Raw genomic sequence first — 25,777 nt, 5'->3', positions numbered from 1 at the left:
TGAAGCGGGGCCCACCATCTGGTGGGCCCCGCTTATTTCGTTGATCAGTTGTGTCCTGGCACTTCCTCCTGCGCCGGCGGCTAGCCCTGGACGATCAGCGCCGGGTTGGCCTGCTGGCAGGACGCATCCTTAGCAGTCTGGTTGACGATGTTCTCCGGGAGCGCGGCTGGAGCCCCGTACGTCACTCCGGTTGTGAAGTCGGTGCCCAGGTAGACCTGGACACCCGCGATGTTGGGGGCGGGCAGCATCTGTGCGGCCGGTATGCCGAGCACGGCGGCGACGTCCGCAGCCACGTCCGCGAAGTCCGTGCCGTAATAAACTACCGACTGCTCCATCGCTGTGGCCTCGAACTGCCCGGCCTGGGTGAAGCCGCCCGAGACCAGGGCCTGCACGATTTCCTGCGCGCGTCCCGGAACGCCGGTGCCGTTGGCCACGGTGACGGGCTGAACGGCTTTGTCGTAAGGCTGAAGCGGAGGCGCCGTCTCAGTGGGGGCTGCCGTGGGGGGTGCGGAGGTTTCCGAGGGGGACGGGGAAGGTGCCGTCGGATCAGTCAGATCGACGTCCTGCCGAAGGGCTGCGAACAGCTGGGAACCGGCGGGCTCGGCGATCTGCAGCCTGTTGGGGTCGGCCAGCGCAGGTGTGGTGGGCACGGCCACGAAGGCCACCTTGCTGATGTCGATGTCCTTGAGCCGGTTGCCGATGGTGAGCAGGCTGGGCACGGAGGCCAGCCCTTCATCCACGGTCAGGTTCTGGGTGACGACGTCGGCGATCTTGAGCATCCTGCCGGGATCGGACAACGTGCCGTCATCCTTGATCTTGCGGGTCAGGGAGGACAGGAAGCCCTGCTGGGCCTTGATCCGGCCCAAATCGCCGCCGTCGGCAAATGCGTGGCGCGTCCGCAGGAACGCGAGGGCCATTTCCCCCTGGACCGCCGACGTGCCCGCGGGCAGCCGAAGGCGCGAATCAGGATCGTAGACGGCGTCACTGATGCAGACCTCGACACCGCCGACGGCGTTGGACAGTTCCTTCACGGCCGTGAAGTCGGCCATCATGAAGTGGTCCACTTCCAGGCCGGTCAGCTGGTTGACGGTGTCCACGGCGCAGCCTATGCCGGCTTCTGCCATGGCCTCGTTGATCATCACGCCGCTGCGGGCAGGGTAGACCTGGTTGGTTTCCTCATCCTTGCATTCGGGAAGGTCCACCAGCAGGTCGCGCGGAAAACTGATCACGCTGACGCGCTTGTTGTCCTCGGAGATGTCCATCATCATCATGACGTCGGACTTGCCGTAGCCCCTGGAATCGTCCGCGGTGCCGTACTCGGCGTTTTCGCCGTCACGGGTGTCCGAGCCGAGGATCAGGATCTGCATCCGTCCGGTTGCGTCGCTCACCTGCTCGTTGTTGCCGCCGCCGGCGTTCAGCGGAGCCTTGGAGATATTGTTCTGAAGCCGAAGGAACCAGAAGCCGGCGAATGCAATGCCGCCAATCATGGCAACGGAAACGATGGCGGTGACGACCTTCAGCCACACCGGCATGCCACGCAGGGGCCCAAGGTGGCGTGCCGCGCCAAGGGTGGCATCTCCCGCGTGCCGGGACACGGGTCCCCCGGTTGACACTTCAGCTCCGTCGTCGCGCTTGTCGCGGCCTAGCCCCACGTGGTGAACCTTCCTCTAAATTCGAAATCCGGCCCATTTTAGTGGTCCAGGCTGGGAAAATGCCGGGCGGCCCAACGGCCGCGCCTTCAAAAGGGCTTAGAAGCCGAGCTTCACCAGCTGTTTCGGGTCCCGCTGCCAGTCCTTCGCCACCTTCACATGGAGGTCCAGGTAGATGCGTGTACCCAGGAGTGCCTCAATGCCCTTGCGCGCATTGGTGCCCACCTCACGCAACCGGCTGCCGCCCTTGCCGATGATGATTGCTTTTTGGGAGGGACGCTCCACGTAAAGATTGACCCGCACGTCGAGCAGCGGGCTGTCTTCCGGCCGGTCCTCGCGGGGAACGATTTCCTCCACCACCACAGCGAGGGAGTGGGGCAGCTCATCCCGGACGCCTTCGAGGGCCGCTTCCCGGATAAGTTCCGCCACCATCACAGCTTCCGGCTCGTCGGTGAGTTCTCCGTCCGGGTACAGCGGCGGCGACGGCGGCATGTGGCTGATAAGCACGTCAGCGACGGTGTCCACCTGGAAGCCGTCAGTCGCGGAGACGGGAACGATGTCCTTCCAGCCCTCCTCCCCCAGAACTTCCCTGCCCAGGGCGGCCACGGCAAGGAGCTGCTCCGTCAGGGCCTGGCGGTCCACGGTGTCGGCCTTGGTGACGATGGCGATCACGGGCTTGCGGCCCGCGGCGGCCAGCTGGGCGGCGATGAACTTGTCCCCGGGGCCGATCTTTTCATTGGCGGGGAGGCAGAACCCAATCGCATCCACCTCGGCCAGTGTGTCCGCAACGAGGTCGTTCAGGCGCTTGCCCAGGAGGGTGCGGGGGCGGTGAAGCCCCGGCGTGTCCACCAGGATCAGCTGAGCGTCCTGCCGGTGGACGATGCCGCGGATGGTGTGCCGGGTGGTCTGGGGCTTGGCGGACGTGATGGCCACCTTTTTGCCCACCAGTGCATTGGTCAGGGTGGACTTGCCCGCGTTGGGCCGGCCCACCAGGACCGAGAACCCTGCGCGGAAACCGCCGAAATCGTCGTGCTTTTCGGGCTTATTTTTCTTGCTCACGTGAAACTCCCTGCTGGGTTGCTTCCGCCTCTTGGAAGAGGTCCTCAAGGTCAGTGTCTTCTTTTGCCACCCGCGCCGCAATGATATGGCTGACGCGGTTGCGGCGGCCTTCCAGCCGGTCGGCCCGCAGGGACACGCCCTGCACATCCACTGTGCTTCCCACAATGGGTACGCGGCCCAGCGCTTTTGCGAGCAGGCCGCCAACGGTGTCCACTTCGTCATCATCCAGTTCGATGTCGAAGAGCTCGCCCAGGTCATCGATGCCCATGCGGGCGCTGACCCGGTACGATCCGTCGCCGAGCTCCACGGCCTCGGCGCTTTCGGTGTCGTACTCGTCCACGATTTCACCCACGATTTCCTCGATGAGGTCTTCCAGCGTGACAAGTCCGGCAGTTCCGCCGTACTCGTCGATCACGATGGCAACGTGCGTGGACTCCTTCTGGAGCTCCCGGAGAAGGTCGCTGACGGGCTTCGATTCTGGCACATACCGGACTTCCCGGGCGAGCGACTCCACCAGCGGCGGCTCCTCGTGGGGTGCCAGCTCGTGGATGACGGCGGCAACGTCCTTCAGGTAGATGATGCCAAGAATCTGGTCCGTGCTTTCGCCGATGACCGGAATCCTGGAGTAGCCGGAGCGGAGGAAAAGGGACATCGCCTGGCGCAGGCTGGATCCCGCTTCGATGGTGAGGATGTCCGTTCGGGGCACCATCACGGCGCGGACCAGCGTGTCACCGAAGTCGAAGACGGACTGGATCATTTCCGCTTCAGTGTCCTCGATCATGTCGGACTCGCTGGCGCGTTCCACCAGTTCACGGAATTCCTGCTCGCTGAAGAACGCCTCGTCCCCGCCGGGGGCGCCGGGTGCAGCCGTGCTGCCAAGCGTCACCAGCCAGCCTGGGATCGGCCCCAGGACCCAGGTCAGGAAGCGGATCATCGGAGCAGTGGAGCGGACAACGGCCGCCGAGTGGAGCCTGCCCAGCTGGCGCGGGGAAACACCCACGATGACAAAGCCCAGCAACGCCATGATGCCGGTTGCGGCAAGGCCTGCCAGCCACACGTTGTCCAGCAGGCTGTAGAGCAGTACGGCGACCGCAACGGCGGACGCCATCTCGAACCAGATCCGCCAGAAACGCAGCGCCCTGATGTGCGCCACCGGGTGGGAGAGGATCTGCCGCAGGGCGGTCCCGCGGCTCTTCAGCAAGGCGTCTTCCGCGTCATGCCGCGGAATGAAGTTGAAGGCGGCTTCGGCCGCAGTCAATACGGCCGCAACAGCCAGGAAAGCCAAGGCCATTGCGACAAGGAGCAGAGGCGTCACTGGGTGGTCTCGGCGGGCGCTTCTTTGCCGGTGAAGCCGGACAGCAGTTCACGCTGAAGCCCGAACATCTCGGCCTTCTGTTCAGGTTCTGCATGGTCGTACCCCAGCAGGTGCAGGATCCCGTGCGTGGTCAGCAGGAGCATCTCGTCCTGCAGTGAGTGGCCGGCGTTCTTGGCCTGCACCCTGGCAACCTGCGGGCAGATGGCAATGTCACCGAGCATGCCCTGGGGGGTGGGACGGTCCGGCGTTCCGGGGGTCAGTTCGTCCATGGGAACGGAGAGGACATCCGTGGAACCGGGCTCGTCCATCAGCTCTATGTGAAGCTTCTCCATTGCGGGCTCGTCCACCAGCAGGACGGACAGTTCGGCCTGCGGGTGGATATACAGCTGCTCAAAGATGTAGCGGGACAATGCCACGATTTCCGCTTCGTCCACCTGGACGCCGGATTCATTGTTGACCTCGATGCTCACGCGTGTTCCCCCCGCTTGGCGGCGCCCGCCGAATGTTTGACCCTGCTGCGCTGGGTTTCATCCCAGATGCTGTAGGCGTTGACGATGTCGCCTACCAGCCTGTGCCGGACGACGTCGGCCGCGTCCAGGACCGAGAAGCTGACGCCCTCGATGCCCTGGAGGATTTCCTCCACGATGCGGAGTCCGGAGCGGGTGCCGAACGGCAGGTCAACCTGGGTGACGTCACCAGTAACCACCATCTTGGATCCGAAGCCAAGCCGGGTCAGGAACATCTTCATCTGCTCCGGTGTGGTGTTCTGCGCCTCGTCAAGGATGATGAAGGCGTCATTGAGCGTCCGGCCGCGCATGTAGGCCAGGGGCGCCACTTCAATGGTGCCTGCCGCCATCAGCCGGGGGATGGACTCGGGGTCCATCATGTCGTGCAGGGCATCATAGAGCGGGCGCAGGTATGGATCGATCTTGTCGCTCAGGGTCCCGGGCAGGAAGCCCAACCGTTCCCCCGCCTCAACGGCGGGTCGGGTCAGGATGATGCGGCTGACCTCTTTTTGCTGCAGTGCCTGGACGGCCTTTGCCATTGCGAGGTAGGTCTTGCCTGTGCCTGCGGGACCGATGCCGAAAATCACCGTGTTGGTGTCGATGGAGTCAACGTAGGTCTTCTGGTTCAGCGTCTTTGGGCGGATGGTTTTTCCGCGGCTGGACAGGATGTCGTGGGTCAGGACGTCCACGGGGTTCTGCAGGGACTGGGTACGCAAGAGCGCCACAAGCTGCTGCAGCACCGTCGGGCTGATCACCGTACCGCGGGCTACCAGCCCGCGGACCTCGTGGAGGAGGCGCATGATGCGGGGAACGTCGCTGGCAGGCCCAGTGATGGAGAGCTCGTTGCCGCGGACATGGAAGTTGACGGCCGGAAACTGTTCCTCAATGTACCGCAGTGCTTCATCGTGGCTGCCGAGGGACTGCACCATCTGGTCGGAGTTGTCGAAAAGGACTACCTCGGTACGGCTGCCGGGGAGGGAATGGGGAAATTCCCCCGCAGCGCCTTCTCCCGCGTTGAGCCGGCGCTTGCCATTCGCTGATTCAGTCATAGTGATGGCCCGCAGGCCCGTGATCCCCTCAAAGTACCGGACAATTCCCGCTGCTGGCGGCCGGCGACAGTGCACTTGGACGATGGACCGGTTGCGCCTTGACCAGCGATCCCTCCATCTTACGCCAGGACAGCGTCAACCTCTGAAAGGGGAAGGGCCGGGACGGCTCGGGAAACACGCGGCAACGCCGCCGGTTCCGTCATTAGGTATCAACTTCATATCGGCCTCATATCGTTCCCGTTGCAGTTCCGCCCGGAGGCCCGTATCCGGCCTTTCCGCTCTGGGCCCTGTGCCATGCTGGAAATCCAGCCACTGCTGGATCCGCCGCCTGGGGAGCGGCCCGCCATTCATGAAAGGACAGGCAACAAACGTGCCGGAATCTGCTGCGCCCCGCAGGGCAGGACGACGTGGCGGCATTGTGCGCCCTGGCGTCCTGGCAGTGGTTCTGATGGCGGCTCCGCTCCTGACGGGCTGCCTGGCCGAGCCCGATCCCTCGCCGACCACCGTCCTGGGCTCCGGCCCTGCCGCCGCCGGCACGGCGCCTTCCACGAGCGCGCCGCTCGAAACCACGCAGTCGTCCAACAAAGCGCCGGTCTACTGGATCGGCAGGAGCAACAGCAGCATCTTCCTTTACCGGGAATTCAGGGATGTGCCTGAACAGGAGAACCCTGTGACGCGGGCCCTGCGGGCCATGATGTCGGACAAGCCCCTGGACCCGGATTTCTTCACCCCCTGGCAGAATCCCGGCAAGCTGGCCACGTCCATCTCCGGCAAGGACGTCATCACAGTGGATGTGTCCGAAGACGCCTTCAACAGCAACCTCGACGCCGACATGGCCGGCCGCGCTGTCCAGCAGCTTGTGTACACGGCCACCGCCGCTGCCGCCAGTTCAGGGCTTATCGATTCCGGGCAGCAGATCCGCGTGCGGATCCTGGTGGACGGGCACACGGACTACGTTGCTTTCGGCCATATCCAGCTGGGTGACCTCACGACGAGGGCCGCCGGCATGGTGGCGCCTGTCTGGATCATTGATCCGCAGGAGAACACAGAGGCTGCCGCCGGGAGCGTCAAGATCACCGGCCGCAGCACCCTTCCCGGGGGCAAGCTCCGCTGGCAGATCCTGCGGGCGGAGGAGGACGGCACCAAGCTCCCGTTCCTGACTGGGGAAACGACGGCAGCCGCCGAGCCCGGCCAGGCAGGACTGTTTACGCTTGCCCTCACGCTGCCTGCCGGAGACTACGAGTTGAAGGTGGCCCAGGCCGGTACCGGCGATCAGCCGGACCAGAATGAGGACTCGCGGGCCTTCAACGTCCGGTAGTTACCAGTTGAGCCAGGCCGCGTCATTCAGGGCGAGGGTGCGGTCCAGCGGCCCAGGACATCGCTGGCAAGCACGACGGCGGCCGGTCCGGCGGTTGATGAGCGCAGGACATGGTGCCCCAGCAGGGCGGTGACGGCGCCCTTTCCGCAGAGCCTGGTGACTTCCCTGGGGCTGATGCCGCCTTCCGGTCCAACGATCAGCAGCACCTCGCGCGGTTCCGTTCCGTCCGCTTCCCGCCGGGATTCCAGTACGGTGCGCAGGGGGCGCACGGCGTCCTCATGGAGGATGACCGCCAGCCCCGCGGCCTCCACGAGGGCGGCCAGCGCGGCAGTGTCGACGGCGGGCCGCACCTCGGGGACCCACGCGCGGCGCGCCTGCTTGGCTGCCGCCGTCACCACCGACTGCCACTTCGCGTGGGCCTTCGCGGCGCGGTCGCCCTTCCACCGCACGATGGACCGTTCGGACTGCCAGGGTATAACGGCGTCGATCCCGAGTTCAGTGGCCGTTTCAATGGCGAGTTCATCCCTGTCGCCCTTGGCCAGCGCCTGCACCAGCACCAGCCTCGTGGCCGGCCGTTCCTCAACAGCAACGGAGGCGCACTCCACTTCGAGGCCTGCGGGTGACGCCGCAAGCACCCGTCCGCTCATCCGCGTCCCGGCGCCGTCAACGATGTCGACGGGCTCACCCGGGGCGAGGCGCTTGACGGTGACGGCGTGCCGCGCCTCGGTCCCTTCGAGGACAAAGGCCAGCCCCGCCGTCATGTGGTCAAGGGACCCGGGCGGAGTGAAAAAGACAGGGTTGCTCACTGCTACAGGTTACCGAGCCTGTCCCGGAGCTTGGCGAACATGCCGCCGCTGGCCGCAAGCTTGCCCTCGGTGATCTGCTCACCGCGCATCTTGGCCAGCTGCCGCAGGAGCTCTTCCTGGGCAGCATCAAGCTTGGCGGGCGTCTCCACCTGGAGGTGGACCTTGAGGTCGCCGCGGCCGTAACCGCGCAGGTGGGTCACTCCTAGTCCACGAAGAGTGATGATCTCACCGGACTGGGTCCCGGGCTTGACGTCGATTTCCTGTGGCCCGTCGAACGTTTCCAGGCTCACTTCGGTGCCCAGGGCAGCCGCCGTCATCGGGATGTGCAACGTGGCGTGGAGATCGTCGTTGTCGCGCACATAAGTTGCGTCGTTGTTCACCCGGATCTCAACATACAGGTCACCGGAAGGTCCGCCTGCCGGGCCTGCCTCGCCCTGGCCGGAAAGCTGGATCCGCGTTCCGGTGGCTACGCCGGCGGGGACCTTGATGGTCAGCGAACGGCGGCTCCGGATGCGCCCCTGGCCGCTGCACTCGTTGCACGGATCCTTGATGACCGTGCCGAAGCCCTCGCAGGTTCCGCACGGTGCTGCGGTCATGACCTGTCCCAGGATGGAACGGACGGCGCGCTGGACCTGGCCGCTGCCGCCGCAGATGTCGCAGCGTTCAGGATGGCTGCCGGGCTGGCAGCAGGAACCCTCGCAGGTTGGGCACGTGACGGCGGTGTCCACGTCGAGCTTCTTGTTCACACCGAACACAGCGTCGCGGAGTTCGATCCGGACGCTGATGAGGGCGTCCTGCCCGCGCCGCACGCGGGAGGCCGGTCCGGTGGAACCTCCGGCACCAAAGAAGGTGTCGAAAATGTCCTGGAAGGCGAATCCCTGGCCGGCGTATCCGCCGCCGCCGAAGCCGTTGTCCGTCCCGTTTTCATTGCCCGTGGTGTCGTAGACCCGGCGTTTCTGCGGATCCGACAGGACTTCGTAGGCGTGGGTCACGGCCTTGAATCGGTCCGACGCGTCCTCACCCGGGTTGACGTCCGGGTGTAGGGTGCGTGCCAGCTTGCGGTAGGCCTTCTTGATCTCTTCTCCCGTGGCCTCCGGTGAGACTCCAAGGACGTCGTAGTGGCTGCTCAAAGTTCGTATCTCTTCCTTGTTGTACTGCCTGCAGTTGGACTGCTGGAAATGCTGTGGGTATCCGGTGGCCCGGGCTGGACCTCAGGGGCCCAAAATCCGGGAAAGGTAGCGGGCAACAGCCCTGACGGCGGCCATGGTGGTGGGGTAGTCCATCCGTGTTGGTCCCAGGATGCCGATCTTTGCTGCACTGTCCGGGCCATAGCCGGTGGCCACAACAGATGCCTCGGCAAGTCCGTCGTAGGGAATCTCGCGGCCGATGCTGACAGCCATCCCGCGGTGGTCCTGAGCCATTTCGCTCAGCAGTCTGAGCATGACCACCTGCTCCTCAAGGGCTTCCAGCACCGGGCCGATGCTGAGCGGGAAGTCCACGTTGGACCTCGCCAGGTTGGCGGTGCCCGCCATGACCATGCGTTCCTCGCGGCTGCTCTGCGCCAGGGCTTCCAAGCCAATAGCGAGGGCCTGGGCGGCCTGCCTTTGCCCCGGGGCGGCTGTGGCCACCACGGCGGGCAGGGACTGGGCGAGCTGGCTCAGCGGAGTTCCGGCCAGCGATCCGAGGAACCGGGCCCTGAGGCCTGCCAGGGCGTCGTCCCCCAGGTCCTGGCCGACGTCGATAACGCGCTGCTCCACCTTGCCGCTGTTGGCGATCAACACCACCAGCACCTTCCGCGGAGCGAGGAGGACGAATTCAATATGCCGAACCAGGGCCCTGCTTAAGTGCGGGTACTGGACCACGGCAACCTGGTTGGTCAGCTGGGACAGTAACCGGACGGTTCGGTCCAGGACATCGTCCAGGTCATCCGATCCTTCCAGGAGGGACTGGATGGCGCGGCGTTCCGCCGGGGAGAGCGGCTTGACGGCTGAGATCTGGTCCACGAAGAGGCGGTATCCCTTGTCCGTGGGGATCCGCCCGGCGCTGGTGTGCGGAGCCGTGATCAGGCCCTCTTCCTCCAGGGCCGCCATGTCATTCCTGATGGTAGCGCTGGACACACCGAGATGATGGCGCTCCACCAGGGCTTTGGACCCCACGGGTTCGCGGGAATGGACGTAGTCCTCCACGATGGCACGGAGTACTTCAAGTTTGCGTGGCTCGCTCACACTCCACCTCCATCCAGGGTTTGGGGCGACCGCGCCGCCCGCGCTGCGCCACCCATCGTTTAGCACTCGACATGCCCAAGTGCTAACAGTCTATTATGCCTCTCCCCGTTGCTAGCATTGGTACCGCTCCGGGCGAAATTCCGGACCTGTGATCGAGCGCTAGGCGGAGTGAACCATGCAGTACCAGAACTGGGGCCCCCAGGACATGTCCGCTCCGTCAAAGGCTCAACTGCCTGAAGTTCCTGTTGAACGGGGAATGGTACTCGAGGATGTCCAGTCCGGCTGGGTGGGCGCCGTGACCCGCGTGGAGAAATCCGGGGGCATGCATGTGGTGGCTCTTGAAGACAGGCGGGGCAAATCAAGGTCTTTCCGCCTGGGCTTCGGCTTCCTCCTCGAAGGCCAGGCCATTAAACTCCTTCCCCCGGCGCCGCGGCAAGCCCCCGCCGCCACAGGGAGGACAGCATCAGGTTCGGTCCGGGTGGCCGGCCAGCGTGCGCAGGTCGCCAAGGCCAGCCGGATCTGGGTGGAGGGAAAGCACGACGCCGAACTGGTGGAAAAGGTCTGGGGAGACGACCTGCGGGTGGAAGGCATCGTCGTCGAACCCCTCCACGGCATCGACGACCTTGCCGCGGCGGTGGCCGAGTTCAGGCCCGGACCGGGCCGGCGCCTGGGAGTTTTGGTGGACCACCTGGTGCCCGACTCCAAGGAATCCCGCATTGCGGACGCCGTCATGGCCTCCCCGGGGGCGGCCGGGAACGTGCTGATCGTAGGCCACCCCTATGTGGACGTCTGGCAGGCGATCCGCCCGGCCGTCCTGGGCATCGAAAAATGGCCCGTGGTGCCGCGCGGGCAGGACTGGAAAACCGGCATCCTCGCCGCGTTCGGCTGGCCCCATGCCACCAAGGAAGACATCGGGCTCGGGTGGCAGAAGCTGCTGGGTGCGGTCCGCACCTACGCGGACCTGGAAGCCTCCCTGCTGGGGAGGGTGGAGGAAGTCATTGACTTCCTGACAGTGCCCTGACAGGCACCCCGCGCCTCTGTGCCTGTGAGCCCCAGGGCAGCTTCCGCGCCTCCAGCCAGTATTCTTGGTACTGCGGAACCTGCGATATTCGCAGCCCGGCGCAACCGATATGCATTCTTAGCCAGCACCATTGCACTTTTAGAAGGAACAGACTGTGGCAGAAAACGCACGCGATCACAGGGACACCCAGGGCGGCCAGGGCCGTTCGGAATACCATGGCGTTCCGGCGAATGCGCTGCCCCTGACAGCCAGCGAAGACCGGCAGTGGGCCACCATGGCCCACTTCGGCGGAATCCTGGGCTGCGTTCCGGCCCTGCTGATCTACCTGATCTTCCGGGACCGGGGCCCTTTCACCGCGCAGGAGTCCAAGGAAGCGCTGAACTTCAGCCTGCCGCCCACCATCGCCGCTGTGGTGGCGAACATCCTGGTGTTCGTTCCGGTGGTCGGCAACATCTTTGCCGTGATTGCCACCCTCATCTGGATTGCCCTGACCTGCTTCTCCGTGGCAGCCGGCATCCATGTCAACAAGGGACAGCCGCACCGCTACCAGTACAACCTTCGCTTGATTAAGTAGTCCCCGCAGGCTCCCAGCACTCGCAAGCTCGTGCCGGGGCCCTCGCCTGCGTGGGCCCACCGCCGGCGCCCAGCACTCGCAAGCTCGTGCCGGGGCCCTCGCCTGCGTGGGCCCACCGCCGGCGCCCAGCACCCGCAACTGCTAGTCCGGCAGGACCCTGCGGACCACTGCGTCAGCCAGCAGCCTGCCCTTCAGCGTGAGGACCAGCCGGCCCGCGAAAGCGGCGGCAGGGTCCACCAGTTCTTCCGCGATCAGCCCGGCGACCTCGTGGCGTCCTGCGGCGCCGAGCGAGGCGATCTCGAGGCCCGAGTGGAGGCGGACCTCGAGCATCACCCGCTCCATATTCCGGGTTTCCGCATCCAAGGTTTCCCTCCCTGCTGCCGGTGACACTCCCTGTGCCAGGCGTCCGGCGTAGGCAGTGGGATGTTTGACATTCCACCAGCGGACACCGCCCACATGAGAGTGCGCCCCCGGTCCGATCCCCCACCAGTCGTCGCCCCGCCAGTAGGCGAGGTTGTGGCGGCAGGCCTGTCCGGGCGTGCGGGCCCAGTTGCTGACCTCGTACCAGCCCAGGCCTGCCTTGGTGATCAGTTCATCGGCGAGCTCGTACTTGTCGGCGTGGTCGTCGTCGTCGATCCCCGGCACTTCACCACGGCGGATCTGGGCGGCGAGCTTGGTCCCGTCCTCGATGATCAGCGCGTAGGCGCTGATGTGGTCCGGCTGGTAGGACAGCGCTGTCTCGAGGGAGTACCGCCAATCGTCCAGGGACTCCCCCGGCGTGCCGTAGATGAGGTCGAGGCTGACGGCCAGTCCGGCGTCCCGGGCCCACTGCACCACCTTCGGCACGCGGCTGGGCGTGTGGGTCCGGTCCAGGACCTTGAGGACGTGGGGTACGGCGGACTGCATGCCGAACGAAATCCGGGTGAAGCCCGCATCCTTCAGGATGGCAAGGGACTCCGGGGTGACGGAGTCCGGGTTCGCCTCCGTGGTGACCTCGGCACCCGCCTCGATCCCCCACTGGTCGATGGCGCGCCCCAGGATCAGTGCCAGGTCCTCCGCTGGGAGCAGGGTTGGCGTGCCGCCCCCGAAGAACACCGTGCTGAGCGGCCGCGCGGGAAGGCCGGATTCTGCAAGGACGCTGGCTGCCAGGGACACTTCCGAGGCCGCGGTGGCGGCATAGGCATCCTGGGAGGCGCCGCCGCCGAGCTCCGTGGCGGTATAGGTGTTGAAGTCGCAGTAGCCGCAGCGGACGGCGCAGAACGGGATGTGTACATAGAGCCCGAATGCCCGGTCCGCCGCACCGTCGGCTGCCTGGGGAGGCAGCAGACCGTCCGGCGGCGCCGGGTCGCCAAGGGGAAGAACGCTAGGCACTGCAGGGTCCTCCTGCGGTGCCGGCCGCTGTAACCACTACTTCCTGGCCTTGTCCTTGGATTCGTCGGTGGTGAGCGCAGCGATGAAGGCTTCCTGGGGAACCTCGACGCGGCCCACCATCTTCATGCGCTTCTTGCCTTCCTTCTGCTTTTCCAGCAGTTTGCGCTTACGGGAGATGTCACCGCCGTAGCACTTGGCCAGGACGTCCTTGCGGATGGCGCGGATGCTTTCCCGCGCGATGATCCTGGAGCCGATGGCCGCCTGGATGGGCACTTCGAACTGCTGGCGGGGAATGAGCTCACGCAGTTTGGTGGTCATCATGACGCCGTACGCGTAGGCCTTGTCCCGGTGGGTGATGGCGGAGAAAGCATCCACCTGCTCGCCCTGGAGCATAATGTCCACCTTGACAAGGTCGGCCACCTGGTCGCCGTCGGCCTTCCAGTCCAGGGAACCGTAGCCGCGGGTCTTGGACTTCAGGATGTCGAAGAAGTCGAACACGATCTCGGCCAGCGGCAGGCGGTACCGGATTTCAACCCGGTCCTCGGACAGGTAGTCCATGCCGCCCATCACGCCGCGGCGGCTCTGGCAGAGCTCCATGATGGCTCCGACGAATTCATTCGGCGCCAGGATGGTGGCGGCCACCATGGGCTCGCGGACCTCGGAGATCTTGCCGGAGGGGTATTCGCTGGGGTTGGTCACGTGGACCACCTTCTTGTCCTCCAGCGTGACCTCGTATTCCACGTTGGGAGCGGTGGAAATCAGGTCCAGGTTGTACTCGCGTTCCAGCCGCTCGCGCGTGATTTCAAGGTGGAGCAGGCCCAGGAAGCCAACGCGGAACCCGAAGCCCAGGGCTGCGGACGTTTCGGGCTCGTAGACCAGGGCGGCGTCGTTGAGCATCAGCTTCTCCAGCGCATCGCGCAGCACCGGGTAGTCCGTGCCGTCCAGCGGATACAGGCCGGAGAAGACCATGGGCTTGGCATCCGCGTAGCCGGGGAGCGAGTCAGCGGCAGGCTTGGCAAGGTTGGTCACGGTGTCGCCCACCTTGGACAGGCGGACGTCCTTCACACCCGTGATGAGGTAGCCCACTTCGCCCACACCCAGGCCCTTGGAGGGTGTGGGTTCCGGGGAGCTCACCCCGATCTCGAGGAGTTCGTGGGTGGCCCGGGTGGACATCATCTGGATGCGTTCGCGGGGGTGCAGCATGCCGTCCACTACCCGGACGTAGGTGACCACGCCGCGGTAAGTGTCATACACCGAGTCGAAGATCATGGCGCGCGCAGGGGCATTGGCGTCGCCCTGGGGAGCCGGCAGATCGCGGACGATCTTGTCCAGCAGCGCCTCCACCCCCATGCCGGTCTTGCCCGAAACGCGCAGGACGTCCTCCGGGTCTCCGCCGATCAGGCTGGCCAGCTCGGCCGCGTACTTCTCCGGCTGCGCTGCCGGGAGGTCGATCTTGTTCAGGACCGGGATGATCGTGAGGTTGTTTTCCATCGCCAGGTAGAGGTTGGCGAGGGTCTGGGCCTCGATGCCCTGGGCAGCGTCCACCAGGAGGATCGCCCCTTCACACGCTGCGAGAGAGCGGGAAACCTCATAGGTGAAGTCAACGTGTCCGGGCGTATCGATCATGTTCAGCGCGTAGCTGGTGCCGTCGAGTTCCCACGGCATACGGACCGCCTGGGACTTGATGGTGATGCCGCGTTCGCGCTCGATGTCCATCCGGTCCAGGTACTGGGCTTTCATGTCACGGGACTGGACCACGCCGGTGAACTGCAGCATCCGGTCGGCCAGGGTGGACTTACCGTGGTCAATGTGCGCGATGATACAGAAATTCCGAATAATGGCCGGATCTGTCGCGGCGGGCACCGGTGCGGTGCGGGCCATGGGAGACACGCAGGGGTCCTTACTCTTGGCATTCACACGGCCATCGCCTGGGCGCGCCGTGGGCGGCCCGCGGACTGGCCGCATATTTTCAACCTCAAGTGTCCCACGTCAGGGCCTGCCACACCGCATCCTGAATGGAGTTGCCACCGTCGTTCCTCCACGCGGGAGGCAGCTATAGGGTGGCTGGATGGTTTTCAATCTCCGATCACTGCAGGACGCGGTCAGGACAGGCCTGCGAACACTCAAAAGGGTGCGAAGGGTTGCTGGGGCAACCGACCGCCCCTCACCTGGCCGGACTGGACCGGCTTCCGGCAACGGGCAGGTCCAGGGCGGGTTGAACGCCGGTGCTGCCTACCCCGGGGACTTCCACGGCAAATTCACCGTCAGGTACGCGGCCAAGCCAGATGGCGAACCGGATCCTGGGGAAGTGGTGTGGGCGTGGGTGCCGTACGAAGAAGACCACAGCCGCGGGAAGGACCGGCCGGTTCTGCTCGTGGGCCGCAGCGGCGGGTACCTGCTCGGACTGATGCTGACCAGCAGGGACCGTGTTCCCGATTCTGCAGCATCCGCGGATTACGTGGACATCGGAGTTGGCGGCTGGGACCGGCAGGGCCGACCCAGCGAGGCCCGGCTGGACCGCGTCATACAGCTCTGCCCGGACGGCATCCGGCGGGAGGGCGCCGTACTGGACCGCAACCGGTTCGATCACGTGGCCTCCTCCCTGCGCCGGCGACACGGCTGGGCGTAACCCCTGAAATGGCAAGAGTTGCCGCTGACCTGCTATTCTTTATAGCTGTGTGTCCGTGCAGGTCGACGGCCACTGATGGTTGGCCGCCATAGGTATCCCCACGCCGCTCAGTCAATGGCCAACCTGAAAGCCCTCTAGACCATTTCCGCATTAAAAAGAGAGTTCACACGTGGCGAATATCAAGTCCCAGAAGAAGCGCATCCTCACCAACGAGAAGGCACGCCTGCGCAACAACGCAGTCAAGTCCGAGCTGAAGACGGCCATCCGCGCCGTCAACACTGCCGTTGAGTCCACGGACAAGGATGCAGCTGCTGCTGCCCTGGTTGCTGCCAGCCGCAAGCTGGACAAGGCTGTTAGCAAGGGTGTTCTGCACAAGAACAACGCAGCAAACCGCAAGTCGGCGATCTCCAAGAAGGTCAACGCACTGTAAGGTTTCCAGTTCGTTTGAACTGATGGTTGTGGCCGGTACCCTCGGGTACCGGCCACACATCTTTAAGCCCAGCCCTACGCCTGAATCCTGGGCTTTTGCGCGGACCATGGCCGTTCGGGTCCGGTGGGCGCACAAGCTGGGGACCTTCGCGGACGGGCACCCAGCGAGGATCCCGCAGGCCCGGGTAACCGGTCAGCGGCCCTGGACGGACATGGCAATGACCGTGACCGCGTGCTCCACCGCATAGACTGGGTCACGGGAAAGGCCTTTGACCTGCGCGTCGGCTTCGGCGGTGGCCTGGATGGACCGGACCAGCCCCTCCGGCGTCCATCTCCTGACATCCCGCTGCGCCTGCTCAACCAGCCAGGGCTGCATGCCGAGCTCCGCGGCTATCTGGGCGGAGGATCCGGATGCGCCGGCAACGCGCGCAACCGTTCGAAGCTTTGCGGCCAGCGCGGCCACCAGCGGCACGGGATCCGCTCCTGTGGCGAGGGCATGGCGGAGCGTGGACAGGGCCAAGGGAGCATTGCCCGCCATGGCAGCATCAGCCACCTTGAACGCTGTGGCCTCTATACGGCCGCCGTAGTAGCGGTCCACGATGTCCGAGGTGACGGTGGTTCCCGCATCGGCGATGAGCTGGCTGCACGCGGCGGCAAGTTCCGAAAGGTTGGCTCCCACCGCGTTGACCAGGGCCTGGACGGCGTCCTGCTCAATACGGCGGCCGCCGGCCTTGAATTCGGCCGCCACAAAGGCCACCTTGTCTGCGTCTTTCTTGAGCGGCTGGCAGTCCACCACGGGCCAGCCGCCCTTCTTTACGGCGTCCAGGAGTTTCTTACCCCTGACTCCCCCGCCATGCCGGAGGACCAGGACCGCATCGGGTTCCGTGTGTTCCACGTACCGGAGGGCATCGGCGAGGAAAGCGTCGTTCATGGCCTCGACGGCCTCCACCTCAATGAGCTTGCTCTCCCCGAAAAGCGAGGGGCTGACCTGCATCAGCAGGGTGCCCGGCTCATAGGCAGCCGCGTTGATGCGGCTGACCTCAACATCCGGGGCGGCAGCCCGCACCTGCGCGCGGACGCGGTCCATCGCCCTGATGCCCAGATACTCTTCCGGGCCGCTGACCAGCACCACCGCTGCAGGTGTTACGTCCCGCCAGGTGGCTGCATTCGATGCCGGGGAACGGGTTGCTCGCTTCTGCGCAGCGGCCATCGTGGGTTCCTTCCGGAAAGATTTGTGGAGTATCCCAGCCTGCCACGTCCGGCCCCCTGCTCCAAGCCGGGGCCGGGCGGCCACACCGGCGTCCGCTTCGTCCCGGGCGCCGGCCGGAAGCCGTGGCGGCGGAGTGCCCGGAAAAACCACGTCTCCATGACTTCGATAAGCGAAACGAGACGCCCGTGGCAAGACAGGACCAGCCCGCCGGCCTGGCGGGGCCGGGCGATGGCCCACACTGTTCCGTAGGTCAGAACAGACAGGAACAGCATGGTCAGCAGACCGGGAATGCCCTCAGGCCATGGGAGCGATGCCTCTGGGAGCTGCGACGTGAACCTTGCCGTTGCGGCGACGCCGGAGCTGAAAGTTCCGGCCACTGCAATCAGGGCGGTTGCCGGCCACGGGGCCAGGACCACCAGGGGAACAGCTGCCGTCCCCAGCAGCGTCACAGGGGCCACCAGGGGTGAGGCGATGACATTTGCCAGCAGCGAGTAGGTGGAAAACTGGGGTTGCAGAAGCACGATCACGGGACCGCACAGCAGCTGCGCCGACAACGGGACAGCCACCGCCGCAGCCGCCCAGCGCGGAACGAACCCTGGCGTCCAATTGATGATGCGCCGGCCAAGGACAATGATCCCCAGGGTTGCCAGAACGGACAGGAGAAACCCGAAGCTGGAACCTAGTCCAGGATCCATCAGCAGCAGGCCGATCACCGCCAGGCACAGGAAACTGAGGCCACGTCCGGACCGGCCGCCGGCCAGCGACAGGACAGCCACGGCGCCCATGATGGCTGCCCGCAGGACGCTCGCATCCGGCCCCACGAGGAGCACGAAGAGCCAAAGGCCAACGCCGGCCAGGGCAGCAGCGGGAAGGCGTGGCAGGCGAAGGCTCCGGCAGGCCAACAGCAGGGCTCCAAGGACCAGGCTGCAGTTGGCGCCGCTCACGGCCGTCAGGTGCGTCATGCCCACCGCCTTCATGGCAGTCTCCAGGCCCTCGTCCAGCGCCGTGGTATCTCCAGTGACCATGCCCGGCAGCAGGCCGCGGGGATCGGGGGCGAGGAACGAGGACGCGGCCACGAACTGTTCCCGCAGTTCTTTGGCCGATCCCTCCAGGATTGGCACCCCGGTAGCCTGGCCTGGGCCTGAGGAGGCTGCGAGGATCGCAGCCTCCTCAGTTCCTTGCTCCGGCGGCCGGAGCTTTCCCGTTGCGCGGACCAGCTGGCCGGTCACCACGGTGCCCCAGTCGCCGCCGCCCATCACCACGAGCTGAGCCCTGGTCCGGAGCAGGACACCGCCGGTGCTGACATCGCGGGTCCAGACTGGTATCGACCAGCGTTCCGGCGTTCCCGCCTGGCCTGGTGCTGTGAGCGCGCGAGGGTTTCCGGCCACTTCGACGACTGCCACTACTGATTTTCCTGCCGCAACAGCCTCCGCCAGGGGCCCCTCGAACCGCTGGCTGGCTCCCGCGGCCGAGTGGGCGGCCGCGGCCGCTGCCAGGAAGAGTGCTGCCGCGCTGGTGGACAGGAAACTGCGCCGGCCGGAAGTGCGTTCTGTCCCTGGTGCCGTGCCGCGGCGTTGACCAGGTGGGCAGAGCTGACGGCTCCGGCATATCAAGAGCATTCCTGCAGCAGCAGAACCACAACAGAGTGCCGCCAGGGCCACCGGTTGCAGCCAAAGCCCGGCGATGCAGGCTGCCCACACTGCCACCGCAGGCACGGCGAGGCGCACGTCAGTGCGGCGGCGTGGCGCCTCGCCGCCGGGGGACGCGCCGTTCCCCAAACTGTCCGTCCCGGCTCCCTGCCAGGCTGAATCCCATACCCCGGACCACTGTTCATGGACCCGGTGCCGGAAGGTCGCGGCACGGTCGAGGCCCCGCCGTCGTCGTGGCTGTTTTGCGGGGCCCTCAGCCGTCCTGTTCCCGCCGTGCGGTGCGCTGCCTTCGGCGGACGCGGTGCTGCCCGCGGGTCCCGGCACGGTTGCGGGTCCCCTGACGGCAGACTCCACATACCGCTGCCAGGGACTCGTCGGCGGCTTCTCCCTGCGGCTACCCATTAGATACCGCTCTCACGTGGGCACCTCATACCGTCACCAGCGGCAGCAATGCTTCAAGCATCTTGGGCCCGACGCCGTCCACTGCGTCCAGCTCCTCGACGCTCTTGAAAGCCCCATGCTCTTTGCGCCAGTCCACGATGCGTTGGGCAAGCACCGGCCCGACTTTCGGCAACGTATCCAGTTCCTCCATACTCGCCGTGTTGAGGTTGATTTTTCCTCCCGCAGGATTTCCGGCGTTGCCGGCATCGGCCTCACTGCCGCCGGGCTGCGGAGCTCCGCCACCAGTTCCTGCCGCAGGTAACTCCTCGCCTTCCCGCGGCACGAGGATCTTTTGGCCGTCCTCCACCACGACGGCCAGGTTCAGCCGGCCAAGGTCCGCGCCGGGGACTGCTCCTCCGGCGGCCGTGATGGCCTCGTGCACGCGGCTTCCCGCCCGCAGCTGGACCACTCCGGGGCTGGTCACCGCGCCGGCCACGTGGACCACCACCGCAGCGGCGGTTTCAGCTGCCGCGTCCTCGACGCCCGGCCCGCTGCCACCGCCCCCTTCGTTCCCCGCGGCGGCGGCTTCGGCTGAAGGGCCAGCGGCAGGGTCGGAGGGGCTGACGCCGCTGAGTGGGAGGACCTCCGGCCGGCCCGTAGCCGCCTGCCACCAGAACCACGCGGCGGCAGCCACAGCAAGGATGCCAAGAAGAACCGCCAGGCGGGAGCCCAACCGCCAACGGAGTGCCGGCCCCAGGCCCGTGGACGCGGTATCCGCGTCCTGTCCGGATTCCCCGGGCAACGCCGTGCCGGCAGCGTCAGAATCGCGGCCCCCGGCACCCCGATACTCGAAGGGCTGATCCCCGTTGGCATCCAGCAACAGGCCGGACGGGGCATCGCCAAGGGCGGCCTGCAGCCGGTTTCTGGCATGGCGCGCCGAGTGACCTGCTGCTCCAGCGTCCCGGCGTGACATAGCTTCACGCTAGGGACCACTGGGCGGGGGCAACAGGGCAGGCACCTGTTATGTGGAAAGGCTGTCAGCCCTAACGGCATCGCCCAAGCAGCGAAAATCCAGAGAATGTCCAGACGCACCAGTAGAAGGCCGGACGGCCGGCGATCAACGCCAGCGCGCCTGAAGATCTTAGGGAGACCAAGCCGGCATCAGGTGCGGCGGCAGGCGCGATGAGCGCGTCCGGCTCCAGCCGCCGTCGGACCGGGCCAAACCCGCTCTACGGGGGGCTAAATCCCCACAATGGTGTAGCGGCGCTCGATCCCGACCGTGGCCTGCCCCCAGATGCTGCCCGCCACCCGGTCCTGGTGAAGCCTGAAAGCATCGGGGTCGCTGAAATGTTCCTCGACCTGCCACACCAAGGGGTCTTCAGCAGGCGTCACGCTGAAGGAAACACAGCCGGGTTCAGCCCGGGTTAGCGTGACGTGCCGGTCGAGATGCTGGACGACGATGGCAACCTCGTCGCTGTTACGGCACACGAGCTGTCCGCTCAAATAGACATCAGTCACTTACCCAAACTCCCGTATTTCCCGGGCGTCCCAATCCCGCCTTCCGGTGTTCACCCACCGGTCAACTTCCCGGATTGGGCAAGTGACCGGCGGATACCCACAATCCTGACGGCCACCCCCGTCAGGACAAGGCCAATTCCCAGCGCCATCAGAATCCAGACGGGTACCGAAGCGGCATTGATGGTCCGGTAGCACTCCGCGGCCAGGCCGGTAGTCCGCATCTGGATGTCGGCCTCTTCAGCAGCACTGCTTTGCGGAAGCAGCGGGCTGCCGCACAGCGGCCCCACTGTCTTCATTCCGATAACAAAACTCAGGATGTGCAGGGCAAACCCGACGGCGATTGTCAGAATCCAGCCGCGCCGCTGGCTAAGCTCCTGGTTGATGTCCACGGTCGAATTTCCCGGCGAGTCCCGAACCTCCATGTTCAGAGCCTAATGGAAGTTCGCCCAGGAGACGCCGTACGGTGGTTCCACGAGTCATTTCCAGGAGGCGGTTCGGCATGGACGATTTGGGGTTCGTTGACCACGTGGCCGATCACCTGGCGGCTCTTCCCGGAGTTCTTGCGGTTACCCTCGGGGGGGTCCCGGGCGACCGGCACCCACGGCCCGTCCAGCGACTGGGATTTCGCCGTGTACTACCGGGAACATTTTGACCCTGATGACTTGGGGAACATCGGCTGGCTGGGAACGGTTTCGAGATTGGCGGCTGGGGCGGCGGAGTCTTCAACGGCGGGGCGTGGCTGGAAATCAGCTATCTGGTCGTGGCCGAACTCGGCATCAACCGTGTCCTTCGCGGGGATGTGCCGCAGCCGGAGTACCCGCAGGTCCTCCGCAGGACCGCCCCGAGCGCCTGGATGGACCGGGCCCACCTGACGCTCGGCTACGCGCGCCGCGCATACGCCGCCGACGGGCGCCTGACGGAACCGGCCGGCGCCCTGGCCATCTCCGCTGCGATGGCAGCACACGCCGTGCTCGCCGCCCGGGGCGAGTGGGTCACCAACGAGAAGCGGCTCCTGGAGCGTGCAGGGTTGCGCCACATGGACGAGCTCATCTTTGGGCTGCACCGGGAGCCACCCGTCCTTGGGGAAACTATTGATCAGGCAATCCAGCTCTTCAACGATGCTTTGACCGAAGCAGTGCCCTGATCCGCTTCGGCTCCGGCTCGCACGGCCGCCAGGGTGTGCCAGAGCCAATGCCTGCTACGAGGAAAGCGTTCCCGGTAAATTGCCGGTCTCCCCCGGTTCCTCCCCCACGATGACGGCCAGGACTCCCAGGCCTGCATGGGCAGCAAGTACGGCCGGAAGGGAACTTGCCTGGGCCGGGGGGCACAGCGGCAATGCGCGCGCCAACCGTTCGGCCAGGCTCTTAGCCTCGTCAGGATTCCCAAAGTGGTGCACGGCGAGCCGAACGGCAGGGGCCGGGCGGGCACCTGCATCAGCGGCAACCATCTCTTCCAGCCGGGCCACAGCCTTTGCGGCCGACCGGACCTTTTCCAGCGGTACGATCTTGCCGCCCTCCACCGCAAGGATGGGCTTGATGGCCAGCATGGTGCCCAGCAGCGATGCCGCAGCGCCGATGCGGCCCCCGCGCCGCAGCTGCTCCAGGCTGGGAACGTAGAAATACACTTTGGTCCGCGAAGCCTGTTCCGACGCGGCAGCGGCAACGGCGGCCGCATCACCGCCGTCGGCCGCGGCCCGGACGGCCGCCTGGACCGCCATGCCCTGGGCCATACCGACGGTCCGCGAATCGACTACCTCCACCGGGATGCCGACCCGGGCCGCTGCCAGACGGGCAGCATCCGCCGTCCCGGACAGTTCTCCTGAGATGTGTACCGACACCACCGCGTCGAACCCCCGCTGCGAGGCCGCGCGGTAGGCCTGCTCGAACTGGCCGGGTGACGGCCGCGAGGTCTTTACGGACGTTCCGCTCGCCAGTGCCAGGGCGATGGTTTCGGAGATGTCATCCTCGCCTTCACCGTAGATCTCATCCCCCACCATCACGGGCATGGGTATCACGGCCAGCCGCCCGTCACCGCTGAGCCCGGCGGTCCAGTCAGCCGGCAGCGCCGCCGCGGAGTCGGTCACCACGGCGGTGCGTACGACGGCGGCAGCCTGGGTTGCAGGGGCTTCCTGCCCGCGGCGGCGTGCCAGCAGGCGTCCACGGACCCAGGGCCAGGCGGCGTCACGGTCGGGCAAGGGGGCCTCCTGGGGTCACAGCAGGCCGCCGGAGGATACCGGCGGCCTGGTCCGGCCTAGGCCGGGACGATGTTGACCAGTTTAGGGGCGCGGACGATGACGGTGCGGATGCCGCGGCCGTCAAGGGCGCGCTGGACATTCTCTGAGGCCAGCGCCAGCTCCCGGAGCTCGTCCTCGGTCACGGAGGGGGGAACCTCCAGCCTGTCACGCACCTTCCCCTGGACCTGGACGACGGCGGTGACGGTGTCCTGCACCAGCAGGGACTCGTCGTGTGCCGGCCAGCCCGCATTGGCCACCGAGGCGGGGTGCCCCAGCACGTTCCACATGTCCTCGGCCGTGTACGGGGCGAACAGGCTCAGGATCACGGCAACCGCCTCGGCCGCCTCACGGACCGCCGGGTCGGTTCCGCCCGCGCCTGCGTCGATGGCCTTGCGGGTGGCGTTGACCAGTTCCATCAGCTTGGCCACCACCACGTTGAACTTGTTGGCGTCCAGGAGTTCGGCGGCGTCGGCAATGGTCCGGTGCGTCACGGAGCGCAGGGCACGGTCGCCGGTGGTGACGTCGACCCCGGGTCCGCTGGCCACATCCTGGGCGAGGCGCCAGGCGCGGGCCAGGAACTTCGCAGAGCCCGACGGCGAGACGTCCGCCCAGTCGACGTCGTCCTCCGGCGGGGAGGCGAAGATCATGGTCAGGCGCACGGCGTCCACGCCGTACTTGTCCAGCTGCTCACCGAGGTCCACGCCATTGCCCAGCGACTTGCTCATCGCTTTGCCGCCGTTGAGGACCTGGCCCTGGTTGAGCAGTGCCGTGAAGGGCTCGTTGGCCTTGATCAGGCCGAGGTCGTTGATGACCTTGGTGAAGAACCGGGCGTACAGCAGGTGGAGGATGGCGTGCTCCACGCCGCCCACGTACTGGCCCACCGGCATCCAGTCGTTGATCTTCTGCGGATCGAAGGGACCCTCGGTGTAGTGCGGAGAGACGAAGCGGAGGAAGTACCAGGACGAGTCCACAAAGGTGTCCATGGTGTCCGTATCGCGCTTGGCCGCCCCGTGGCAGGTGGGGCACTCGACGTTGACCCAGGCCTCGGCCGCCGCCAGGGGCGAGGTGCCCTTCGGCGAGAGGTCCTCACCGCGAAGGTCGGACGGCAGGGTGACGGGCAGCTGCTCGTCCGGGACGGGAACCTCGCCGCAGGACGGGCAGTGGATGATCGGGATGGGGGTACCCCAGAACCGCTGGCGGCTCAGCAGCCAGTCCCGCAGCCGGAAGTTGACGAACTTTTCGCCCGTGCCCTGCTGCTCCAGCATGGCGATCGCGGCCGGGATGGCTTCGGACTTGGGCAGGCCGTCGAGGTTGCCGGAGTTGATCAGGGTCCCCTCCCCTGCCGTCGCGGTGCCGGATGCGGCGGGGTCTTCCTCGCCCGTATCCAGGACGGCCCGCACGGACAGGTCGAACTTCCGGGCGAAGTCCAGGTCGCGCTGGTCGTGGGCGGGCACAGCCATGATGGCACCGGTGCCGTAGTCGGCCAGGACATAGTCCGCGGCCCACACCGGCAGCTTCTCGCCGTTCAGGGGGTTGACGGCGTACCGGCCGGTGAAGACGCCGGTCTTTTCGCGCTCGGTGGACTGGCGTTCGATTTCGGTGAGCGCCTTGACCTGTTCGCGGTAGTCGTCCAGGGCTGCGGCGTGCTCGTCGGTGACGAGTTCGACGGCGAGCGGGGCGTCTGCGGCCACCACAAAGAACGTTGCGCCGTACAGCGTGTCCGGGCGGGTGGTGAAGACCGTGACCTCCTTGGCGGGCCTGCCGCCGTCGGCCTCGATCACAAAGTTGACGTGCGCGCCCTCGGACCGTCCGATCCAGTTCTTCTGCATGGCCAGCACGCGCTCGGGCCAATGCCCCCCCAGCTGCTCCATGTCATCGAGCAGGCGGTCCGCGTACTCGGTGATCTTGAAATACCACTGGTTGAGGGACTTCTTGGTGACGGTGGTGCCGCACCGCTCGCAGGCCCCGTTGACAACCTGTTCGTTGGCCAGGACGGTCTGGTCCTTGGGGCACCAGTTGACCGGGGAGTTCTTCCGGTAGGCCAGGCCGCGCTCGTAGAACCGCTTGAACAGCCACTGCGTCCACCGGTAGTACTCGGGGTCCGAGGTGTGCAGCCGCCGGGACCAGTCAGCAGAGATGGCGTAGCGCTTGAAGGACGCCGCCTGGGTGTCGATGTTGGCGTAGGTCCACTCGCTGGGGTGGGCATTGCGCTTGATGGCGGCGTTTTCGGCGGGCAGGCCAAAGGAGTCCCAACCAATCGGGTGGAGGACGTCGTAGCCCTTCTGGCGCAGGTAGCGGGCCACGACGTCGCCCATGGCGAACGCTTCCGCGTGGCCCATGTGCAGGTCACCGGACGGGTAGGGGAACATGTCCAGCACGTAGCGGCGCTCGCGCGTCCCGTCATCGACGGGTGTGAAGACCTTGAGGTCCTCCCACACCTGCGGCCATTTGGCCTCCATCGCCGCGAAGCTGTAGGTGCCCTCCTCGGGCACGTCCGCTGACACTGTTGCTGCTGTTCCGGTCTCTGTCTCCGGCTGAACGCCCACTGCTGCCCTCTTCTGTTTCTGTTACGGCATCTGTGCTGCCATAACGGCCTGATCCCCCTGCTGCCACCGGGAAATGCTCCCGGACACACAAAAGCCCCTCACCATGGAGGGGCTGCCGCACGCTATCCGTTGTTTCGGATACCGGGCGGCTGGCTAAGCAGAAGGATCGCACGCATGCAACCACTTTAGCGCACCCATACAGCACCATGTCGCAAACAAGCGGCTGAGGGAGCATGACGGTTACGTTGATGGCAGCCGCACCTCGCCCGGGTGTGGTGGGCACCGCGAA

At 66.1% G+C, this 25,777-nt stretch carries 24 protein-coding genes; 7 read left to right on the top strand and 17 right to left on the bottom strand.

Annotation, left to right across the window (positions count from 1 at the left end; translation table 11 throughout):
- Positions 1 to 80 precede the first annotated feature (80 nt).
- From IEX43_RS02250 to IEX43_RS02230, 5 genes are all read right to left on the bottom strand, one after another.
- Complete coding sequence (locus IEX43_RS02250; protein ID WP_188809056.1) at positions 81 to 1,532, bottom strand: LCP family protein; 1,452 nt, start codon at positions 1,530 to 1,532, stop codon at positions 81 to 83.
- Positions 1,533 to 1,748: 216 nt separating this feature from the next.
- Positions 1,749 to 2,708: a GTPase Era gene (gene era / locus IEX43_RS02245; protein ID WP_188808872.1), complete on the bottom strand. Its 960-nt coding sequence runs from the start codon at positions 2,706 to 2,708 to the stop codon at positions 1,749 to 1,751.
- Positions 2,692 to 4,023, bottom strand: coding sequence for a hemolysin family protein (locus IEX43_RS02240; RefSeq protein ID WP_188808871.1), 1,332 nt, complete (start codon positions 4,021 to 4,023; stop codon positions 2,692 to 2,694). Before IEX43_RS02240 ends, era begins: the two co-directional genes overlap by 17 nt.
- Complete coding sequence (gene ybeY / locus IEX43_RS02235; RefSeq protein ID WP_188808870.1) at positions 4,020 to 4,493, bottom strand: rRNA maturation RNase YbeY; 474 nt, start codon at positions 4,491 to 4,493, stop codon at positions 4,020 to 4,022. The genes IEX43_RS02240 and ybeY overlap by 4 nt, the downstream gene beginning before the upstream one ends.
- Positions 4,490 to 5,578 (bottom strand): PhoH family protein, encoded by a 1,089-nt coding sequence (locus IEX43_RS02230; RefSeq protein ID WP_188808869.1) that lies wholly within the window; start codon positions 5,576 to 5,578, stop codon positions 4,490 to 4,492. The genes ybeY and IEX43_RS02230 overlap by 4 nt, the downstream gene beginning before the upstream one ends.
- Positions 5,579 to 5,948: 370 nt before the next feature.
- On the opposite strand from IEX43_RS02230, the gene IEX43_RS02225 reads away from it, so the two are divergent.
- Entirely contained in the window at positions 5,949 to 6,896 is a 948-nt protein-coding gene (locus IEX43_RS02225; RefSeq protein ID WP_229666266.1) for a GerMN domain-containing protein, read from the top strand.
- 26 nt (positions 6,897 to 6,922) lie between these two features.
- Here IEX43_RS02225 and IEX43_RS02220 read toward each other — a convergent pair whose 3' ends face one another.
- The 3 genes from IEX43_RS02220 to hrcA all read right to left on the bottom strand — a co-directional run bounded on the left by IEX43_RS02220 (position 6,923) and on the right by hrcA (position 9,927).
- Positions 6,923 to 7,702 carry a 16S rRNA (uracil(1498)-N(3))-methyltransferase gene (locus tag IEX43_RS02220; RefSeq protein WP_188808867.1) on the bottom strand — a complete coding sequence of 260 codons (780 nt, stop codon included), beginning with the start codon at positions 7,700 to 7,702 and terminating at the stop codon, positions 6,923 to 6,925.
- A gap of 2 nt (positions 7,703 to 7,704) precedes the next feature.
- Positions 7,705 to 8,832, bottom strand: a complete 1,128-nt coding sequence (gene dnaJ, locus IEX43_RS02215; protein WP_174174366.1) for a molecular chaperone DnaJ — start codon at positions 8,830 to 8,832, stop codon at positions 7,705 to 7,707.
- 81 nt (positions 8,833 to 8,913) lie between these two features.
- On the bottom strand, positions 8,914 to 9,927 hold the full coding sequence (gene hrcA, locus IEX43_RS02210; protein WP_188729612.1) for a heat-inducible transcriptional repressor HrcA: 1,014 nt from the start codon (positions 9,925 to 9,927) through the stop codon (positions 8,914 to 8,916).
- Between the two features lie 175 nt (positions 9,928 to 10,102).
- Between hrcA and IEX43_RS02205 the strand changes: the two genes are divergently transcribed.
- Both IEX43_RS02205 and IEX43_RS02200 read left to right on the top strand, forming a co-directional pair.
- Positions 10,103 to 10,948: a DUF3097 domain-containing protein gene (locus tag IEX43_RS02205; RefSeq protein WP_188808866.1), complete on the top strand. Its 846-nt coding sequence runs from the start codon at positions 10,103 to 10,105 to the stop codon at positions 10,946 to 10,948.
- A 154-nt stretch (positions 10,949 to 11,102) separates the two neighbouring features.
- Positions 11,103 to 11,522 (top strand): DUF4870 domain-containing protein, encoded by a 420-nt coding sequence (locus tag IEX43_RS02200; protein ID WP_188808865.1) that lies wholly within the window; start codon positions 11,103 to 11,105, stop codon positions 11,520 to 11,522.
- A gap of 141 nt (positions 11,523 to 11,663) precedes the next feature.
- Here IEX43_RS02200 and hemW read toward each other — a convergent pair whose 3' ends face one another.
- Both hemW and lepA read right to left on the bottom strand, forming a co-directional pair.
- On the bottom strand, positions 11,664 to 12,893 hold the full coding sequence (gene hemW / locus IEX43_RS02195; RefSeq protein WP_188808864.1) for a radical SAM family heme chaperone HemW: 1,230 nt from the start codon (positions 12,891 to 12,893) through the stop codon (positions 11,664 to 11,666).
- Between the two features lie 36 nt (positions 12,894 to 12,929).
- Positions 12,930 to 14,783 (bottom strand): translation elongation factor 4, encoded by a 1,854-nt coding sequence (lepA, locus tag IEX43_RS02190; protein ID WP_174174358.1) that lies wholly within the window; start codon positions 14,781 to 14,783, stop codon positions 12,930 to 12,932.
- 178 nt (positions 14,784 to 14,961) lie between these two features.
- Between lepA and IEX43_RS02185 the strand changes: the two genes are divergently transcribed.
- Together IEX43_RS02185 and rpsT are read left to right on the top strand one after the other, a co-directional pair.
- Complete coding sequence (locus IEX43_RS02185) at positions 14,962 to 15,522, top strand: type II toxin-antitoxin system PemK/MazF family toxin (RefSeq protein WP_188808863.1); 561 nt, start codon at positions 14,962 to 14,964, stop codon at positions 15,520 to 15,522.
- Positions 15,523 to 15,691: 169 nt separating this feature from the next.
- Positions 15,692 to 15,952 carry a 30S ribosomal protein S20 gene (rpsT, locus tag IEX43_RS02180; RefSeq protein WP_011692086.1) on the top strand — a complete coding sequence of 87 codons (261 nt, stop codon included), beginning with the start codon at positions 15,692 to 15,694 and terminating at the stop codon, positions 15,950 to 15,952.
- A 192-nt stretch (positions 15,953 to 16,144) separates the two neighbouring features.
- Here rpsT and holA read toward each other — a convergent pair whose 3' ends face one another.
- The 5 genes from holA to IEX43_RS02155 all read right to left on the bottom strand — a co-directional run bounded on the left by holA (position 16,145) and on the right by IEX43_RS02155 (position 21,131).
- Positions 16,145 to 17,161, bottom strand: a complete 1,017-nt coding sequence (gene holA, locus IEX43_RS02175) for a DNA polymerase III subunit delta (RefSeq protein WP_188729602.1) — start codon at positions 17,159 to 17,161, stop codon at positions 16,145 to 16,147.
- Positions 17,095 to 19,134 (bottom strand): ComEC/Rec2 family competence protein, encoded by a 2,040-nt coding sequence (locus IEX43_RS02170; RefSeq protein WP_229666265.1) that lies wholly within the window; start codon positions 19,132 to 19,134, stop codon positions 17,095 to 17,097. The genes holA and IEX43_RS02170 overlap by 67 nt, the downstream gene beginning before the upstream one ends.
- A gap of 103 nt (positions 19,135 to 19,237) precedes the next feature.
- Positions 19,238 to 20,164 carry a ComEA family DNA-binding protein gene (locus IEX43_RS02165; RefSeq protein WP_188808861.1) on the bottom strand — a complete coding sequence of 309 codons (927 nt, stop codon included), beginning with the start codon at positions 20,162 to 20,164 and terminating at the stop codon, positions 19,238 to 19,240.
- 266 nt (positions 20,165 to 20,430) lie between these two features.
- The gene (locus IEX43_RS02160; RefSeq protein ID WP_188808860.1) at positions 20,431 to 20,709 is read right to left on the bottom strand and encodes a putative quinol monooxygenase; all 279 of its coding nucleotides are present in this window, start codon (positions 20,707 to 20,709) and stop codon (positions 20,431 to 20,433) included.
- Positions 20,710 to 20,759: 50 nt separating this feature from the next.
- A complete protein-coding gene (locus IEX43_RS02155) occupies positions 20,760 to 21,131 on the bottom strand; it encodes a hypothetical protein (protein WP_188808859.1) in 372 nt (123 codons plus the stop codon).
- A gap of 12 nt (positions 21,132 to 21,143) precedes the next feature.
- On the opposite strand from IEX43_RS02155, the gene IEX43_RS20540 reads away from it, so the two are divergent.
- Complete coding sequence (locus IEX43_RS20540) at positions 21,144 to 21,581, top strand: nucleotidyltransferase domain-containing protein (protein WP_377102845.1); 438 nt, start codon at positions 21,144 to 21,146, stop codon at positions 21,579 to 21,581.
- Complete coding sequence (locus IEX43_RS20185; protein WP_229666264.1) at positions 21,470 to 21,853, top strand: hypothetical protein; 384 nt, start codon at positions 21,470 to 21,472, stop codon at positions 21,851 to 21,853. Before IEX43_RS20540 ends, IEX43_RS20185 begins: the two co-directional genes overlap by 112 nt.
- A 54-nt stretch (positions 21,854 to 21,907) precedes the next feature.
- On the opposite strand, the gene IEX43_RS02145 is transcribed toward IEX43_RS20185, so the two are convergent.
- Together IEX43_RS02145 and leuS are read right to left on the bottom strand one after the other, a co-directional pair.
- Positions 21,908 to 22,903, bottom strand: a complete 996-nt coding sequence (locus tag IEX43_RS02145) for a DegV family protein (RefSeq protein WP_188808858.1) — start codon at positions 22,901 to 22,903, stop codon at positions 21,908 to 21,910.
- 56 nt (positions 22,904 to 22,959) lie between these two features.
- Positions 22,960 to 25,488: a leucine--tRNA ligase gene (leuS, locus tag IEX43_RS02140; RefSeq protein ID WP_188808857.1), complete on the bottom strand. Its 2,529-nt coding sequence runs from the start codon at positions 25,486 to 25,488 to the stop codon at positions 22,960 to 22,962.
- Positions 25,489 to 25,777 lie beyond the last annotated feature (289 nt).

It is taken from the genome of Pseudarthrobacter polychromogenes (assembly GCF_014644495.1).
Taxonomy (GTDB): domain Bacteria; phylum Actinomycetota; class Actinomycetes; order Actinomycetales; family Micrococcaceae; genus Arthrobacter; species Arthrobacter polychromogenes.
The sequence above is the reverse complement of the archived record's forward strand: the minus strand, read 5'-3'. Positions and strand labels throughout refer to the sequence as shown.